At 52.8% G+C, this 16,770-nt stretch carries 17 protein-coding genes; 2 read left to right on the top strand and 15 right to left on the bottom strand.

Annotated elements, in window-relative coordinates; all coding sequences use genetic code 11:
• Positions 1-164: 164 nt before the first annotated feature.
• The 10 genes from BLP91_RS05245 to sufC form a co-directional block, all read right to left on the bottom strand.
• Positions 165-2,753 carry a penicillin acylase family protein gene (locus tag BLP91_RS05245; RefSeq protein WP_176757828.1) on the bottom strand — a complete coding sequence of 863 codons (2,589 nt, stop codon included), beginning with the start codon at positions 2,751-2,753 and terminating at the stop codon, positions 165-167.
• A gap of 659 nt (positions 2,754-3,412) precedes the next feature.
• Positions 3,413-3,652: a hypothetical protein gene (locus BLP91_RS05240; protein WP_091567361.1), complete on the bottom strand. Its 240-nt coding sequence runs from the start codon at positions 3,650-3,652 to the stop codon at positions 3,413-3,415.
• Complete coding sequence (locus BLP91_RS05235) at positions 3,649-3,909, bottom strand: hypothetical protein (protein WP_091567359.1); 261 nt, start codon at positions 3,907-3,909, stop codon at positions 3,649-3,651. The genes BLP91_RS05240 and BLP91_RS05235 overlap by 4 nt, the downstream gene beginning before the upstream one ends.
• Before the next feature lie 33 nt (positions 3,910-3,942).
• Complete coding sequence (locus BLP91_RS05230; RefSeq protein ID WP_091567357.1) at positions 3,943-5,256, bottom strand: Na+/H+ antiporter family protein; 1,314 nt, start codon at positions 5,254-5,256, stop codon at positions 3,943-3,945.
• Between the two features lie 167 nt (positions 5,257-5,423).
• A complete protein-coding gene (locus tag BLP91_RS05225; RefSeq protein WP_091567355.1) occupies positions 5,424-6,272 on the bottom strand; it encodes a CPBP family intramembrane glutamic endopeptidase in 849 nt (282 codons plus the stop codon).
• A 168-nt stretch (positions 6,273-6,440) separates the two neighbouring features.
• Complete coding sequence (gene sufB / locus BLP91_RS05220; RefSeq protein ID WP_091567353.1) at positions 6,441-7,868, bottom strand: Fe-S cluster assembly protein SufB; 1,428 nt, start codon at positions 7,866-7,868, stop codon at positions 6,441-6,443.
• 25 nt (positions 7,869-7,893) lie between these two features.
• Positions 7,894-8,331 carry a Fe-S cluster assembly sulfur transfer protein SufU gene (gene sufU / locus BLP91_RS05215; protein ID WP_091567351.1) on the bottom strand — a complete coding sequence of 146 codons (438 nt, stop codon included), beginning with the start codon at positions 8,329-8,331 and terminating at the stop codon, positions 7,894-7,896.
• Positions 8,318-9,538: a cysteine desulfurase gene (locus tag BLP91_RS05210; RefSeq protein WP_091567349.1), complete on the bottom strand. Its 1,221-nt coding sequence runs from the start codon at positions 9,536-9,538 to the stop codon at positions 8,318-8,320. Before BLP91_RS05210 ends, sufU begins: the two co-directional genes overlap by 14 nt.
• Positions 9,538-10,839 (bottom strand): Fe-S cluster assembly protein SufD, encoded by a 1,302-nt coding sequence (gene sufD / locus BLP91_RS05205; RefSeq protein ID WP_091567347.1) that lies wholly within the window; start codon positions 10,837-10,839, stop codon positions 9,538-9,540. The genes BLP91_RS05210 and sufD overlap by 1 nt, the downstream gene beginning before the upstream one ends.
• Before the next feature lie 19 nt (positions 10,840-10,858).
• Positions 10,859-11,647, bottom strand: coding sequence for a Fe-S cluster assembly ATPase SufC (gene sufC / locus BLP91_RS05200; protein ID WP_091567345.1), 789 nt, complete (start codon positions 11,645-11,647; stop codon positions 10,859-10,861).
• A 257-nt stretch (positions 11,648-11,904) separates the two neighbouring features.
• Between sufC and BLP91_RS05195 the strand changes: the two genes are divergently transcribed.
• A complete protein-coding gene (locus BLP91_RS05195) occupies positions 11,905-12,429 on the top strand; it encodes a type 1 glutamine amidotransferase domain-containing protein (protein WP_091567344.1) in 525 nt (174 codons plus the stop codon).
• A gap of 387 nt (positions 12,430-12,816) precedes the next feature.
• Here BLP91_RS05195 and BLP91_RS05185 read toward each other — a convergent pair whose 3' ends face one another.
• Entirely contained in the window at positions 12,817-13,158 is a 342-nt protein-coding gene (locus tag BLP91_RS05185; RefSeq protein ID WP_091567340.1) for an Mpo1-like protein, read from the bottom strand.
• Between the two features lie 165 nt (positions 13,159-13,323).
• On the opposite strand from BLP91_RS05185, the gene BLP91_RS05180 reads away from it, so the two are divergent.
• Positions 13,324-13,854 (top strand): histidine phosphatase family protein, encoded by a 531-nt coding sequence (locus BLP91_RS05180; RefSeq protein ID WP_176757827.1) that lies wholly within the window; start codon positions 13,324-13,326, stop codon positions 13,852-13,854.
• A gap of 328 nt (positions 13,855-14,182) precedes the next feature.
• On the opposite strand, the gene BLP91_RS17355 is transcribed toward BLP91_RS05180, so the two are convergent.
• From BLP91_RS17355 to BLP91_RS05170, 4 genes are all read right to left on the bottom strand, one after another.
• Positions 14,183-14,428, bottom strand: coding sequence for a GNAT family N-acetyltransferase (locus BLP91_RS17355; protein ID WP_342670272.1), 246 nt, complete (start codon positions 14,426-14,428; stop codon positions 14,183-14,185).
• A gap of 25 nt (positions 14,429-14,453) precedes the next feature.
• Entirely contained in the window at positions 14,454-14,618 is a 165-nt protein-coding gene (locus BLP91_RS17350) for a hypothetical protein (protein ID WP_342670271.1), read from the bottom strand.
• A complete protein-coding gene (locus BLP91_RS17345; RefSeq protein WP_342670270.1) occupies positions 14,567-14,797 on the bottom strand; it encodes a hypothetical protein in 231 nt (76 codons plus the stop codon). The genes BLP91_RS17350 and BLP91_RS17345 overlap by 52 nt, the downstream gene beginning before the upstream one ends.
• Positions 14,798-14,899: 102 nt before the next feature.
• Positions 14,900-16,681: a M3 family oligoendopeptidase gene (locus BLP91_RS05170; RefSeq protein ID WP_091567452.1), complete on the bottom strand. Its 1,782-nt coding sequence runs from the start codon at positions 16,679-16,681 to the stop codon at positions 14,900-14,902.
• Positions 16,682-16,770 lie beyond the last annotated feature (89 nt).

Raw genomic sequence — 16,770 nt, 5'->3', positions numbered from 1 at the left:
CTTTCTGGATCTTCGGCCTATTGTAACTGTAGAATAGTCGTGCCATTTTTACTAGCTTGGACCGTTTTGATTTGGAGATGTGTTTGAGGGTTTACCAAGATTTTTTATTGGCAACCAAAAACCCAACCCCCCCGTTTCTGGGGGGTTGGGCCAATTGAATCTTTTTATTCTTTCAGGGGCACCCCTACCTGGACGACTTGCTGGAAGGTAGGGCGGTTGACCCAGTCCATGTCGGGGGTGGTCATCACCCCGAGGGATTGTGATTGGATGCGGTCCCGGGATTTGTCGTAGACCCAGTCCTTAACCTCCGCGGAACCATACTCCTCCTGTAAATCATCCGCCGCCTGATCCAGGGCGTGCCAGAGAGCGCTGCGGCACTTTTCCAGATCTCCCTTTCCGCAGTAGGTTTGGTGCCAAGGGTCCTGCACCGGTTCATCCAACACTTGTCGCAAATCCTTGTTCAGGTGAGAGTATGCGCCTCCGATAAAGGCGGACCCCACTTTCTGGCGCGGCGAATCTTCTAAGGAGAAGGGAAGTTTCGCACCCCCCAGGGCGTCACCGAAGGCAACATCCACCAGGTGAGGAAAGGCTGCGTCGGCGATGGCCACGGCGACGGCATGATCATACTGACCGTCCCGGGGCTTCCAATCTCGTCGATGACCACCGCTTTTCACCCATTCCGCCAACCGGTCACGCATCGCCTGCAGGGTGGGGTCGCCTTCAGGGGCTTTTTCTCCCAGCACCTGCAACACCCAAGGGTACACCTCCTGTCCCTTCAGATCGACGGTAGCCGCGTCCATCATCAAGTTGACCACATCGGCCCGGGTCAGCTTCTCTCCGGAAGTGATCGCCTGTTTCACCCTTTTTTCGAGCAAGTCCGAACGGTGGGCAGACCCATAGCTAAACTCCGCATCGTTGGCCCGAAATTCGGGAGCCTGTTTGTTGTTCCAGTTGACGAGATAGCCCTTCTCCGGGTTGATCACATGGGGCTGCTGACTCGGTTGCAAAAATTTCCCCGTCCAGTCGTATTCCCCTGTCCCCCAGGTGGGCAGGTCGGGGTGAGTGCGGGGATCCCGAATCGGGGCGAGACCGGAATGCTTGTAGGCGATGTCCTCATCATCCACGTAAAACCAGTTGAAGGTGTACTCCACCCCTCGGAAGGCTTTCATAAAGGAACGGGCCCCATCCTTCATAAACGTCGGATCGTTGATCCGTTTAAAGCCCAAGGCACTGTTCAGTTCCTGGCCATAGGTGGAGCGCTGGGTGGTGATAGCCACCGGCTCTCCGTCCACTGTTCCCCGGGCGTTGACTGGGCCGTAGATCGTCCGTTCCACTTTGGTATTAAAAAAGATGTTCTTCAAACCGGGTTTGGGAATGCCAGCTGCGGAAGGTTTGGCGATCTGACGATGGGTGTAGACATCCATCGATCGACACTCGCCTTTGTACCAATACCCTTGGGACTTCTCGGTGGGCTGGCCCCCGTCGGGCTCACACAGTTTTACCACCCACTGGTCCACGTTGTCCGCGCCGGAGGAGGTGGCGGACCAGGCGAAGTCCTGACCCCGGCCCATCTGGACATAGAGATTGACCCCGGCAAAGCCGACCCCCCGGGCCTTGATCCCCGGACCGCTGACATCCGTCTCCATCAGAAGCTGCGGGCTGAAGTAACCGGTTTGCGGGCCGAACACGGCGATGGGACGTCCGTCTTGGGTATGTTTTCCACTGATTAAAATGGCGTTGCTGGTCTCCTCCGGCAGCTTCAGCGGAATCTTGCCGAAGGGCCCGTCCGCCACCATTTCCGGCTTCTCCATCTGTTTGAGGGTCTGATCCACTGTCTTCAAATCCAACAGAGCCGTCGACTGCGAATCCACTTTTTTCGGCTGGTTGTAAGGGAAAGGCTTGTCCGTGGTCACCGGCGCTTCAGCATCTTCCCCGTTGCGGAAATCTTCCCAGATGGCCCGTCCCTTCTCCTTGCCGTGCTGTTGCTGGAGTTGGGAGAGCAGACGGCCACTGGCCACTTCGTTGCCGCCACCTTTACCGAAGATGCCTCCCACCAGGCTGGCGATGGCGACCGTATCTTCCGGTTTCCACTTCTTCGGCATCTGTTGCAGGGCCGGGTATTCTGCCGGCAACAGCTTTGGATGGAGGCTCGCTTTGCGGATGTAGGCGTTAACCCCTTTCGTATACGCCTTTAGATCTTCACAAGCCTCGGCTTCCTCCTCCCCCCGATCACAGACCGACTTCCATTGCCGGGTTAATTCCTCCTCTTTGTAGGGGGCTACTTTTAGCTGAGCCCGGTCCATCTCCTTATTGGCCTCACTGGCACCTAGAAACTGGCTCAGTCGGGCCCTGCCCAGATGGCGCAACACATCCATCAGAAACAGCCGATCTTCCGCCGTGACATAACCGATGGCAAACATCGTCGCTTCTCGGGTTTTTCCTTCAATATGGGGAACACCCAATCGGTCCCGATGCACGGCCACCCCCTCTGTCGGAGAATAGGAGCGCTCCGCCTCCCCCTTCAGTCCGAGGGAGGCTTCTTTGAAATACTGGGGCAGCTCTCCCTCCTTCACGCCAGGAGCAGCCTCAGCCAAAGAATCGTACATCTCGGTCTGGTCATTCACGTGTTTCGGATATTTCCCGGTCAGCTGAAACCGACCCCACTCCAGGGTATTGACTGTCCCATCCTGTCCAGGGGGCAAAATATTGAGAAAGCCTCCGGGATCAGCCGCTTGAGCTTGGGTCGATTCCATCGGACCCTCCAGCGGCAGCAGGAGCATCCCCACCCCTAGCAGCAGGCAGAGGGAAATCTTAAGGAGCGAACCGGATCTTCTCCCCCCATCACCTGAAGGGATGAACCGCTTGTAAAGGAACTCCCAACCTGTCATAGTCCTCTCCCTTTCCAGCTGAATATTTTATATTTTCAGATATAATACCATAACGAGACTTAATTGCCAATTAAAAGGAATCCCCTTTTTAACAGACCGATCGTCACCGGAAAGAGAGACAAATAGACATGTTTAAGATTAATAAAATCCAGGGGTGGGAGTGATTCAGTCCGGCTTTCGTTTTTTCGTTTAAATCTGTCAAGCCGTTCCCTTATCCCGCATCAACCTCTTCGGCTCCCGTTCCAACAGCCTGCAAATATAAAATGTTGACCACGAACAGTAACAGCTTACCGATGGCTAGGATTGTATACCGATTGAGAGCAACAAAACCCGCAGACGACTTCGATGATCTTCTCAGTCAAGAGGATATACTGGAACTGAAACAAAGCAAACGCTTTCGGACTCGTCAACCGAAACAGACGATCAACCCGTCACCTCAATACCCGCGACTCACAGCCAGCAATGGTAGCACCCCTTCCATTGATAAATCCCCGTGCGAATCACACACGGGGTCCATTGCTCTCTTAATTGGAGAAAGCCTCCCCATTTTTGTAGGTCATCTGTTCCGGATACCGAAGATCAGTGACATCATCCTGGATCTCTTGAGAAGGGGCAGACGTTGCTTTGGAGACGAAATAAACCACCAGGGCGTTGACGATGACACCAAAGATACCAACCCCGATATTGATGATCCCGAACAGGGTCCAGCCGGTGGCTTTGGAGATCAGGATGTAACCGAGGGTGACGGCCAATCCCGATATCATGCCGGCAATAGCCCCAGCGGCATTGACCCGTTTCCACCAGACCCGAGGACCAGCACGGGAAAAAAGCTGGCCGCAGCCAGGGAAAAAGCCCAGGGTACGATTTGGGTGATCACTCCAGGAGGATCCAAGGCCACCAGACCGGCGGCAATGGTGGCGACAGCGATGGAGATCCGAGCCACCTTCAACCGCTTCTGATCATCCGCTTTCTTATTGATCAATCGGAAAGTGACACACAGACAGGCGATAGTGATCGCCAAAAATCGGCCGCAAATAGCCGAGGTTTGCTTTGATTAAAGGACCACCGCTGCGAGGACACCAAAGATAAACAAGGGGATGTTGTAATGAAGGAAAGTCGGTACACAGGTGTCCCAAATGTGATGGTGCTTTCCATCTGCATTGAGTCCGGAAGTGGGACCGAGGGTGCTGTCGGAAGCGGGGGAGCCCGCATCTCCCAGTGCTCCTGCAGTGCCGATCAAGGCTGCAGTAGCCAAAGGCGAAAAACCGACCTCGGCACAGAGAGGAACATAGAGTGCGGCGATAATCGGAATGGTTCCAAAGGAAGAGCCGATACCTATGGTAACCAACAGGCCGACAAGCAGCATGACCGCAGCGATGACCAGATGACTCTCACCCAACATATTGGATGCGGAAGTAACCAGCGCCTTCACCGAGCCCGTCTCCGTCAATACATGGGCATAACCGGAAGCGATCAGCATGACAAAGGCGATCATGCCCATCATGGTAATCCCTTTGTTTACGAAATGATCACCACTTTGAAAGGGGACCACCTGGAACAAGAACATACAAATAATTCCCGTAAGAGCTCCTAATACCAAAGAGTCGGTACCCAACTGAACACCAAGAGCCGCGAGGATCGATACCAGGGTAAAAAAATGTCCTTTTGAAAAGACCAGCTGTTCATGACCATCGACTGCGTCAATCTCTGTCGCCGCCCCATCCTTCACCTGTTTCGGTTGCCTGTCTTTGCGGTAACTGATCAGTACAGCGACAAGCAATCCAAAAACCATGCCGATTCCCGGCAAGATCATCGCCTGGGTGACCGTAGAAAGGGAGACATCCATCCCGTTGGCCGTCATCTCACCTGCGATAATCTCTTGAAAAATCAAGCCAAACCCGACTGGAATCGTCATATAGGGAGCTTTCAAGCCGAAGGTTAAGGCGCTCGCCACCCCGCGTCGATCCACTTTCATCTGGTCAAACCAACGCAACAGCGGGGGAATCAGAATGGGAATAAAGGCGATATGGACCGGAATCACGTTTTGGGAGAGACAGGCCACCCCTGCAATCACAAACAGCAGTACCGATCGCTTTCCTTTCATCCGCTTTTCCAGACTGTTAACCAGGAAGCCCACAATCCCGGAATAGCCGATCATGACGGCAAAGATCCCCAACAAGATATAACTTAACGCGGTGTTGGCTTGGCCGCCCATTCCGGAAATCAACAGTTCAGTAGTTTCCGATAAGGAGCGACCCGACATCACTCCTGCCGCTTCGGCGGCGACAATCATCGCCAACAACACATGAACCCGCGATAAACTTAAACATACAAGAATCAGGACTGACACAACGACGACCCAGTCCATCAAAATCCCCCTTCGCTTGACCTACTCGATCTTAAATATATAACCACTCTATACACTTTACTATGATAAAGAACAAAAGAAAAGGGGGGATCAGCAGAAAAATGATGGAATCTGCGCACCAAAAAACCGCTGAGCCAAGATCAGCGGTTTTCATTCACCGATAAATCTTACGGTCTTTTCCGTATAACCCGCTTCGCACCTAATATAAGGAGTGACACAATGATGCCACCAATCACAATCATACTGAAAGAGATAAACATTTCACCGAGTCCAGGCACTGTTTCGTTATAGGCTATGATGGAGGGTCCATTATGTTGCATGACTACAAACCTGGTGATTTCTAAATAGGCCAAATGGAAACCAATAGCAGCCCAAAGGCTCCGCGTCCATAGACGAACCAATTGCAAGCATATCCCAAAGCATAAAATCAAAATGATATAAGGGATATTCATAATGTTTCCGGGTGCAAGTCCAACGAGCACTTGAAGCTGAGTGGCTACCAAAGGAACACATAAAAATAACAGTGTTTGAAACAGTATAGCTAACCAAGCGGAGAAACGATAACGCAAGACATCATAAAGCATTCCACGCAAAGCCAGTTCTTCCGGCAAGGCTTCATACAAAAAGGCTATTAAAACGTTTATAAGTAACGCAACAAACCAATGATCAGGGTGATACCACTGTTCAATGACGATCCAACCTTGAGAAATGGCTATGATGAAACCCAACGAAGCCAGTATAATTGCTAGAAGGAACCCAGTGATAAAGTGATATGCCCCTTTCCACAAATACACCGACTTTTTCGGTTTCATCCCAGCCATTCGATCAACATGCCTGTACAAATACAAAATTATAGGAACAACCAGTCCACTCATCACAAGACCCTGAATCAATAATTGAGGATTTCTGGATAAGCCAAACTGTTCAGCAACCGTACCAGAAAGAGAACTCAGGAACAAACTTCCGGTTATGGTTATCCAACCGGCGAAAATAAGAAGTATCCATATCCGCTTCATGTATGATTTTCCTCCTGTGAAACATTCTCGGTCTTTAGTTACCAGAATGATGTTTATATGGCTATATAAAATCCCTTTAGATGATACATCCAAAGGGGGAGGACAAACACATCAAACAAAAATCAAACCCTTGTCACAAGGAGTATTTGTGACAAGGGTTTTGAGGTTTTAACCGATTGAACCTTCCATTTCTAACTTGATCAGACGGTTCATCTCCACGGCATATTCCATCGGCAACTCTTTGGTGAAGGGTTCGATAAAGCCCATCACGATCATCTGAGTTGCTTCCTCTTCGCTAAGGCCGCGGCTCATCAGATAGAAGAGCTGCTCTTCACTCACCTTGGAAACCGTCGCTTCATGTTCCAGAGTGACATCATCGGTCTTGATTTCGTTATAAGGAATGGTGTCGGAGGTGGAGATGTCATCCAGAATCAAGGTGTCACATTCCACCTTAGCTTTAGCACCATGAGCTTTTTTACCGAAGCTGGACAATCCCCGGTAGGTAACCTTGCCGCCATGTTTACTGATCGACTTGGAAACAATCGTCGATGTGCAGTTGGGTGCGAGCGCCGTCACCTTGGCACCGGCGTCCTGGTGCTGACCCTTGCCGGCTACTGCGATGGAGAGGACATCCGCTTTGGCGCCTTCTCCTTTCATAATCACAGCGGGATACTTCATGGTCAGTTTGGAACCGATGTTGCCGTCCACCCATTCCATATGGGCGCCTTTTTCGGCGACAGCCCGCTTGGTCACCAAGTTATAAACGTTAGGCGCCCAGTTTTGGATGGTGGTATAGCGGGTACGGGCGTGATCCTTGACGATAATTTCCACCACGGCACTGTGCAGGGAGTCCGTGCTGTAAATCGGCGCCGTGCAGCCTTCGACGTAGTGAACGAAGGATTCCTCATCAGCGATGATCAGGGTCCGCTCAAACTGCCCCATATTTTGGGAGTTGATGCGGAAGTAGGCCTGCAGCGGTACTTCGCACTTGACGCCTTTAGGCACGTAGATGAAGCTGCCTCCGCTCCAGACCGCGCTGTTGAGGGCGGCGAACTTGTTATCGCTAGGCGGCACCACCGTGCCGAAGTATTCTTTCACCAGCTCGGGGTACTCTCTCACTGCCGTATCGGTATCGCAGAAGATGACCCCTTGGTCTTCCAACTCTTTCTGCATGTTTTGATAAACCACTTCTGACTCATACTGGGCAGACACACCAGCGAGAAATTTCTGCTCCGCCTCGGGAATCCCCAACCGGTCAAAGGTGCGTTTGATCTCCTCGGGTACCTCTTCCCAAGTGCGCCCTTGCCGTTCCGACGGTTTGACGTAATAGGTAATATCGTCGAAGTCCAAGTCATCCAGCTTTCCAGGAAGGATAGAGAACCACTTGGAGTTTTTGGAGCTGGGCATCGGCATCTTGAAAAACTGCTCCAGGGATTTCAACCGGAAATCCAGCATCCATTGGGGCTCATCTTTCATCCGGGAGATCTCTTCGACGACTTCCCGACTCAACCCCCGCTTCGAGCGAAAAACCGAGACGTCTTTATCATGAAATCCGTACTGATATTCCGTAGAAATATCCGGTATTTCTTTTGCCATTTGAATCCCCTCCTTTGAGGTAGGATCAGTCTTGATCCGCTGACTCCTTCGCCCCTTGTTCAAGGGCTTTCCAAGCCAAGGTGGCGCATTTGATACGGGCTGGGAACTTGGCGACACCCTGCAGGGCTTCTATATCTTCTAAGGGGAATTCCTCCGGATCGATCTCTTCCCCTTGCACCATCTCAGAAAAACGGTCCACCAGCTGCAGAGCTTTCTCGACGCTCAATCCTTTAACAGCTTCCGTCATCATCGAAGCGGAGGCCAAGCTAATCGAGCAGCCCTCACCGATAAACTTGGCTTCTTCGATCTTTCCGTCTTCGATGCGCATCTGAACAGAAATTTTATCTCCGCAGGTGGGATTGTTTAAATCGACGGTGACCGCTCCATCCTCGATCCGGCCCCGGTTTCTCGGCTTCTGATAGTGATCCATAATCACTCGTCGATACAGATCATCCAAGGACATTGCCAAAATACTCCTTCGTCTTTTGTAACCCCTGCACCAGACGGTCAATGTCCGCTTCATCATTGTAGAGGTAGAAGCTGGCCCGGGCTGTAGCCGACACATCCAACCAGCGCATCAGCGGTTGACAACAGTGATGACCGGCTCGAATCGCGATCCCTTCCGCGTCTAAGACCGTTGCCACATCGTGGGGATGCACACCATCCACGTTAAAGGTGATCAGTCCGGTCCGGTTTGTGCTCGGTCCGTAGATGGTGACACCTTCCACTTCACCCATCTTCTCCAAAGCGTAAGCGGCCAAGTGACGGTCATGGGCATCCACCTCATCCATACCGACGGTCTCCAAATAGTCGATCGCAGCTCCGAGACCGACAGCGCCGGCAATATTGGGTGTTCCTCCTTCAAATTTCCACGGGAGCTCTTTCCACGTCGATTCGTACAGATCGACGGTATCGATCATCTCGCCGCCATATTCAAAGGGTTCCATCTCGTCGAGGAGGGACTCTTTTCCATAGAGGACCCCGATTCCCGTCGGTCCTGCCATCTTGTGACCGGAAAAGGCCAAGAAGTCGCAGTCCAACTCCTGGACGTCCACTTTCATGTGGGGAACGCTCTGTGCACCATCCACCACCAGGACGCCGTTGTAGCGGTGAACCATCTCAGCCAATTCCTTCACGGGAAAGATGGTACCCAATACATTGGAGACCTGGGCGACGGACACCAGCTTTGTTCGCTCGTTGATCATCGCTTTTGCCTTATCCAGATCCAGAGTACCGTCCGGTTCCAGGGTGAAATATTTTAACTCCGCACCGGTCGCCCGAGCCGCCTGTTGCCAGGGGATCAGATTGCTGTGGTGCTCCGAGGGAGAGATCAGGATTTCGTCTCCCTCCTGCAAACGGGCCCGAGCGTAACAGGCAGCCACAATATTAAGCGCAGTGGTCGTTCCACGGGTGTAGATGATTTCCTTCACCGAACCCGCGTTGATAAAGCGGCGAATCTTTTCCCGCGCTCCTTCATAACCGTCGGTCGCCCGTGTGCCAAGGGTATGCACTCCCCGATGCACGTTGGAGTTGTTTTCTTTGTAGTATTGTTCCACCGCTTCGATCACCTGAAACGGTTTTTGCGACGTAGCGGAGCTGTCAAGATATACTAACGGGTTTCCGTTTACTTCTTGTTTCAAAATTGGAAAGTCCTTGGCGTAGCGGTTCATCAGCCCAATTTCCTTTCAATGACGTGAGTGATCTGCTCACGCAAAGATTCAAAGGGAATCGTGTCCAGCACCGGGCTGACAAAGCCGAAGATCACCAGTCGCTCCGCTTCCCGCAGGGAGAGTCCTCGGGACATCAGATAAAAGATCTGAATCGGATCGACCCGACCGACGCTGGCGGCGTGACCTGCCTGAACGTCATTTTCATCGATCAGCAAAATCGGGTTGGCATCGCCACGAGCTTCTTTGCTCAGCATCAAAACCTTTTCAGCCTGAACGCCATTGGCCTGACTGGCGCCTTTTTCGATCTTGGTAATTCCGTTCAGGATCGTCTGCGCCTGATCCTTCATCACCCCGCGGATCACCAAGTCGCTCTCTGTCGCCTTACCGTGGTGGTGAACGGCGGAGGTGATATTGGACCGTTCTTCACCGGAGCCGACAGTAATCCCTTTGATCCGGGCATTACTGCCGCTCCCCTTCATGTGCGTGGTGTTATCGGAAATGGTTCGCCCAAAGTTGAGATCGCCTACGATCCATTCCAGATCCGCATCCCGGCCAACCACCGTCCGGCGGTAAGCCACTTCCGTCGTCTGTTCTCCATGGGTGTGCAGAGAGGCGATGCGGACCCGTGCCTGATCTCCGACAAAGACTTCCACTGCCCCGTTAATCACCGCATCACTTTCTGAGTCGGAGACAAAGTTGGCAACCACGTTGAGTTCGCTCTCGTTATCCGCCACGATCAACAGGTACGGGAAGGTGCCAATTCCCTTTCCGCTGGCCCAAAACAGCGCCTGGAAGGGAAGGTCGACGGTCACATTTCGGGGAACATACAGGAATGCCCCACCGCTGACTAGCGCCGTGTGAAGCGCCGCCAGCTTATGCTCATCTGCTTTACCGCCCGCTGTCATCCAATATTTTTTCACCAGATCCTCATGTTCACGGACAGCCGTAGAGATATCGGTGAAAATAACCCCTTGAGATGCGAGGGTATCAGGTAAGGACTGGAACACCGGGCTGGCGTTTTTTTGCACGAAGACGGCGTCTCCCGCATCTGTGGAGATCAACCGACTGATTTCTTCCGGCAACTCCCTAGAGGAAGAGATTGCCGGTTCCTTCCGGATCGGATCAAATTGAGTGAAGTTCCAATGATCGATCCGCGTTTTTTGCAATTTGGGAAGGCTGAGCTGACTGGCTGCTTCCAAAGCTTTCAACCGGTGCTCCAACATCCATTTCGGTTCTTGCTGAGACTGGGAGAGTTTGGTGACGGCCTGGCGATCAAACAATTGTTCCATATCGATGCTCATCAGGACACCCCCCCTCTCGTTAAGCCTGACTCTCGACAGTTTCGTCTTCGATTCCCAGCTCTTCTTTTACCCAGTCGTAACCTTCTGCTTCCAGCCGTTCCGCCAGCTCGGGGCCGCCAGATTTGACAACCCGTCCCTGCATCACCACATGTACATAGTCCGGTTTGATATAGTTGAGCAAGCGCTGATAGTGCGTGATGATCAAAAACCCGGTGTCGGGGTTGCGCATGGAGTTGACACCGTTAGCCACCACTTTGAGCGCATCAATATCCAGCCCGGAGTCGACTTCGTCCAGGATGGCGATCCGCGGTTCCAACATCAAGAGTTGCAAGATCTCGTTCCGCTTCTTCTCCCCTCCGGAGAAGCCCTCGTTCAGATAACGGTTGGCAAAGGATTCATCCATCCCCAACTGATCCATCTTTTTATCCAGCTGTTTCATAAACTTCATGATAGAGACTTCGTTGCCCTCTCCCCGCTTAGCGTTGATCGCACTGCGCAGGAAATCGGAGTTGGTCACCCCGTTGATCTCGCTGGGATACTGCATCGCGAGGAAGAGCCCCTTCCGGGCTCGCTCATCCACTTCCATCTCCAACACATCTTCTCCATCCAGGTGGACCTGGCCTCCGGTCACCTCATACCGGGGGTGCCCCATCAACGCTTGGGCCAGGGTGCTTTTCCCGGTCCCGTTGGGACCCATGATGGCGTGGATTTCCCCGCCATTAATCTCCAAATCGATTCCTTTGAGGATTTCCTTCTCCTCAATGGATACGTGCAGATCGTTTATCGTCAGTTTGGGTGATGTCGCCATTCTGCATTCCTCCATCATCTTCAATTCACCATATATCATAAACAAACCGGGCCGAGAAGCCCCGTTTGCAGGTGGCAATAGATATGGTACGATAGGAGCGTTGAGAACCATTAGTGTTTAAACTCATTCTCAACTAATGATTATTCTATATTAGATACTTGAGGGATTCAAGGCTTGCATTCCTTTCTACATTATATGCTAAAAAGACAAATCCGTCTCGCCACCACGGGAGGATCCCGCTTTAGGAGGTTGATTGGATGCGATTGAAAGGAAAGAAGGTTGTCTGCTTTGTCGATCGGGAATTTGAAGACTTGGAACTCTGGTATCCGGTCATCCGACTCCGAGAGGAAGGGGCGAAGGTCGATCTCGCCGGCGATGAAGCCGGCAAAGTATACAATGGTAAATACGGCGTTCCAGCCACTTCCGACAAAGCTTATGCGGAACTGGACCCGAGAGACTATGACGGTGTTCTGGTCCCTGGGGGATGGGCTCCGGACAAAATCCGCCGTTTCCCCGAGGTACACTCCTTCATTCAGGAGATGGACCGGGCCGGAAAACCGATCGGTCAGATTTGCCACGCCGGCTGGGTACTGATTTCCGCGGGGATTTTGCAGAATCGAACAGTCACCTCCACACCGGGGATCAAAGATGATATGATCAACGCCGGCGCCACCTGGGTGGATGAACCGGTTGTGGTCGACGGAAACCTGGTATCCAGCCGCCGCCCACCGGACCTGGCGCCCTACGCCAAGGCCTACTGTGATCTATTAGCCAAAAAATGAACGGAAAACCGATCCGCTGTATCCGTTGCTATCGACACCGTCCCGGCGGAAGGTGTGATTTTTGTCCTCTTCACCAAGACAACCGCCACCTATACCGCCCGGTGGGAAACGGATGGTATCTCAAGCGGGAATCCGACGATTCCACTCGCCCTCCGACATCACTGGACAAAGAAAAAGGGGACTAACCGTTTGCCGCCTCCGAAGGAGGGGGCTTTTTTATTTCTTTCACAAGATCGAAGATGAGATTTCTTCTCAGTTTGAGCCGGAACTCCTCCTTCCATGCGTTTTTTCACAGCAAAAAAATAGACTTCCTTTATAGGAAGTCCGACATCTTTGCTTTCCCCGGAAAAAAGACGTATGATTCTTGTTGAGATCAAAGGTCTTTGCTTATGCCTGCAGCTGTTCCGAATCCTTTCCTCGGGCTTTTTTGATTTCCTCATCGATCTGTCCGGTCAGGATCAAAAAGAACATCCGGAAATCAGCGCGCAAGGACCAGAATGGATGACCGAAGGTGGCGGGTTTATTGCCTTCTACATAGAAATGACTGTACCAGGCCAATCCGTAGGCGAGCACCGGTGCCAGCAGGACAAACCACCATTTTACCACCAAAGCCAGCACCAAACAGACGAACACCAGTGACGTACCGACAAAATGCCAGCGACGTGTTTCCGGCTTGCTGTGCTGGGAAAGATAAAAGGGCCAAAACTCCTCATAACTTTTAAATTCCATTTCCTCTCCCCCTGGCAAAAGAATTGGATGAATACGAACCGATCTCTACCTTATTTATAATTACTGATCCGAAGGTGACTTTCTGTCCGTCACTTCGGTAAGCGTCTCCCTCAAGTCGAATGGCCAGCCTCTCATCATTGTTTCATCCTGAAGGAGGGACTGCTCTTGACACGATTTTACCTAGTGAGACACGGTGAACCCGATTGGAAAATCACAGAAGAACGGGTTATGGTCGGGGTGCAGCGCGATCTCGTTCCCTTATCGACACGGGGTATCCGACAGGCGGAAGCCACTGCCGCAGATCCGCGGCTCGCCGCCGGCGAATTTATTCTGTCTTCTCCCTATACCCGAGCCATGCAGACGGCAGCTATCCTCAGCCGCGTTCAGGATTTGCCGCTCTTTGTGGAGTATGATCTGCATGAGTGGCTGCCGGACAAATCCCTTTCCTATGACACCTATGAACAGTTAAAGACGCTCCGGGCCGACTTCCGCCGCCACAGAGGCCGTTACCCCGACGGGGAAGAGCGGCCCTGGGAGACGATGGAGAGCGTACGAAACCGGAGCCAGGGGGTGTTGTCCCGCTACCGGAATCACCACTGTGTCATTGTCGTCTGCCACGAAACGGTTATCCAAGCGGTGACGGGATACGAAAATGCTATCGACCCGGCGGGGCTGGTGGAATGGGAGTTGTCTTAGAAGAGCGTTGTGAAAGCCAGTGGCGGGATATACCCGAAGCTGCACCGCCGGAACCATAAGGCTCGCCGACTCACTCCGTTTCCGGTCGGTCTCGGTATAAAGTTTTGCAGATCCTCATGAGGCAGAGGCAAAGCTGTCTTGAATTGCCCCTAAGAGACCTTGCTTCCTTTATGCTCCACCGCCATTTTTTCCTGTGGTGCAACCTCTATTTTAAAGGGCGCCAGCCCTCCTACTTTGTATTGCCCGTGGGTGCAACCTCGATTAAAGGGCGCCAGCCCTTTTGTTCCGGGGTCCTTTTCCAAATCAACCGCCATGAATCACAACGCTTCTAGCCCTCGGCACTAGGCTTCAGCATAGGAATCGAAGAACGGCTTCCCTGTTCCCACTCCTCCCGCAGGATCCCCAGCTTGACCGAATCGTAGGGCTTCCCCTCGACAATGCGGGCTTGGCGGATCCGGCCTTCCTCCACCATCCCGCAGCGGGGGTCAGGCGGGTCATCCGTCGGTTGCCTGACCAGGTGGAGATGCCGAGGCGACGGATCGCTTTCATCTGAGTGAAGAGGTAGTCGATCCACATCTGATAGGCTTCGGTCCCATACCTCACGACCAGCAGCGGGAGTCGTAGATCACCAGCCCGATCTCCAGCCCGTCGGTCACCCGATCCACCCAGTACCGGCTAACCGTCCCCTTCACTTTGCCATCGATTTCGATGATCAGCCGGCGGCGAACCGCCGCTGTACCGACTCTCTTGAGCTCCCTTCCCACGAACGGTCAAAATCTTCCCGGGATGGAACCTCCACAGGGGCGTAAGGCCCATTCCAACGCTGGTGTTCCCGGTCTTCCGCCTCCACTTGCCAATACCAGAAATCCTCCAAATCATCCGCCCGCACATCCCGCAGGATCACCCGAGGGCCTTGGAGTTGAATCAGCTCTCCCTCTTTCATATCGATCACCTCCCATCACTGATTATTTCGTCAAAAACTTTATCCCCCCTTCACGAAAAAAGCCCTCCCAGTAAGGAGGACTATGGTCTGCTGTTGATTGGATTAGCTTTCGTCTGTCAACTCCAGGAACCGGTGGATGTCTGCCTGAACCAGGTCGACGGCTTCCTGCCAGAAATCCGGTTGGGTCAGGTCGACCCCCAAATGTTTCTGGGCCAGCTCTTCCACGGTCATACGGCCGGTATCCCGCAACAGGGCCACATATTTGTCGGCAAAAGCGGACCCTTCCTTGAGAGCACGGCTGTACAAGCCGGTGCTGAACAGATAACCGAAGGTATAGGGGAAATTGTAAAAGGGCACTTCCGTGATATAAAAATGAAGTTTGGAGGCCCAGAAATAGGGATGATACTCCTCCAACGCTCCGCAGAAGGCTTCCTTTTCCGCCTCCAGGATGAGTTCCTTCATCCGATCCGCGCTGACCAACCCTTTTTTCCGTTCTTCGTAAAAGCGGGTTTCAAAGAGGAAACGGGCGTGGATATCCATAAAAAAGGCGGCGGCACGCTGAATTTTTCCCTCGAGGAGGGCGATCTCCTGTTCTTTGCTCGGGGCGTTCCGAATCGACGCATCGGCGACGATGGATTCGGCAAAAGTGGAGGCCGTCTCCGCCACATTCATGGCGTAATCCTGCACCATCAGCGGCAGATCTTCCATCACATGCTGATGGTAGGCATGCCCCAGTTCGTGGGCCAAGGTGGCCACATTGTCCGCCGAACCGGAGAAGGTCATAAAAATGCGGGATTGTTTGCTCAGCGGAAAACTGGTGCAAAATCCCCCTGGCCGTTTTCCAGGACGGTCCTCTGCCTCGATCCAGCGCTCGCTAAAGGCGCGTTGGGCAAAATCGGCCATGGCCGGATGGAAGCGACGGAAATGGTCCATGATAAATTGGGCGGCTTCATCGTAGGAAACATGGGATTCCTCTCTCGACAGCGGTGCGTACACATCATACCAGCTCAGCTTATGTAAACCGAGCAGGGAGGCTTTCCGCTCAAAGAAGCGAAGGAGAAGATCTTTGTTGCGACGGATCACTTCCCACATCGTGGTCAGCGTTTCTTCAGTCATCCGGTTGATTTCCAGGGGTTCTTTTAATACGGACTCCCAACCCCTGTGACGGTAGAGATTGAGCCGGTAGCCGGAAAGGTGGTTCAACGTGGAGACCAAAAGGTCTTCCTCCCGCGCCCAGGCTTTATTCAGTTCATGGAAGACCTTCCGCCGGATCTCCCGGTCGCTGCTGGACAATTTGTTGGCCGCCTGTCCAACAGAGAGTTCTTCACCCTCGAAGGGAATCGTCATCCGGCCAACCACCGTGTTATAAAGCTCCCCCCAGGCATGGTAACCGTCCACCGCAAGATCCCCCGCCAGGCTTTCCATATCCGCAGGCAGCTTCTCCGCGGCACGCTGACGTCGTTCAGCCAAGGGAAAGGCGATCGGCTGGATCTCCGGGTGCTGCAACAAGGCCTCCCATTGGGAGTTAGGCATCTCCAAAAAAAGGCGATCCAACTGTGTCATCGTCGAGCGGAAGGCAGCGCCGGTTTGGGACAACCGCCCTTGAAGGATTTTCGCCTGTTCGTCTTTCACATTTTGTGAGGCGAGGCAGACGGTAAAGGCACCCGCTTCACCGAGACGAGCGCTCAAATCTTGGACAGTTTCCAAGACCTGACGCCAAGGTTCCAAATCTTGCGATCCCTCTCGGGACAAGCGATCGATCCACTCGTCAAAGGCCTTCATGTCTGTCTCCAACTGATCGAGAAAATCTTGAAAGGAGGAAGAAGCGCTCCCGCCGGGGAAAAACGTCTCCATATCCCAGGTCAAACGGTATGTTGCTGTCATCGACTCACCCTTTTTTCCTTTTTGATCCACAGCCATTATATCACTTCCGAAAAGTGCGCAGACAAAAGCCGGCGGTTTTCACCGCCGGC

The sequence above is a fragment of the Melghirimyces thermohalophilus genome, assembly GCF_900102685.1.
Lineage (GTDB): Bacteria > Bacillota > Bacilli > Thermoactinomycetales > DSM-45169 > Melghirimyces > Melghirimyces thermohalophilus.
This window is presented reverse-complemented; position numbering and strand designations above follow the sequence as displayed.

Coding starts and splice junctions, on each gene's coding strand:
- sufB (WP_091567353.1), bottom strand. CDS start 7,868: ATGGCAAAAGAAATACCGGATATTTCTACGGAATATCAGTACGGATTT.
- sufU (WP_091567351.1), bottom strand. CDS start 8,331: ATGTCCTTGGATGATCTGTATCGACGAGTGATTATGGATCACTATCAG.
- sufD (WP_091567347.1), bottom strand. CDS start 10,839: ATGAGCATCGATATGGAACAATTGTTTGATCGCCAGGCCGTCACCAAA.
- BLP91_RS05230 (WP_091567357.1), bottom strand. CDS start 5,256: ATGGACTGGGTCGTCGTTGTGTCAGTCCTGATTCTTGTATGTTTAAGT.
- sufC (WP_091567345.1), bottom strand. CDS start 11,647: ATGGCGACATCACCCAAACTGACGATAAACGATCTGCACGTATCCATT.
- BLP91_RS05170 (WP_091567452.1), bottom strand. CDS start 16,681: ATGACAGCAACATACCGTTTGACCTGGGATATGGAGACGTTTTTCCCC.
- BLP91_RS05210 (WP_091567349.1), bottom strand. CDS start 9,538: ATGAACCGCTACGCCAAGGACTTTCCAATTTTGAAACAAGAAGTAAAC.
- BLP91_RS05225 (WP_091567355.1), bottom strand. CDS start 6,272: ATGAAGCGGATATGGATACTTCTTATTTTCGCCGGTTGGATAACCATA.
- BLP91_RS05245 (WP_176757828.1), bottom strand. CDS start 2,753: ATGGAATCGACCCAAGCTCAAGCGGCTGATCCCGGAGGCTTTCTCAAT.
- BLP91_RS05185 (WP_091567340.1), bottom strand. CDS start 13,158: ATGGAATTTAAAAGTTATGAGGAGTTTTGGCCCTTTTATCTTTCCCAG.
- BLP91_RS05240 (WP_091567361.1), bottom strand. CDS start 3,652: ATGATATCGGGATTGGCCGTCACCCTCGGTTACATCCTGATCTCCAAA.
- BLP91_RS17345 (WP_342670270.1), bottom strand. CDS start 14,797: ATGAAAGAGGGAGAGCTGATTCAACTCCAAGGCCCTCGGGTGATCCTG.
- BLP91_RS05195 (WP_091567344.1), top strand. CDS start 11,905: ATGCGATTGAAAGGAAAGAAGGTTGTCTGCTTTGTCGATCGGGAATTT.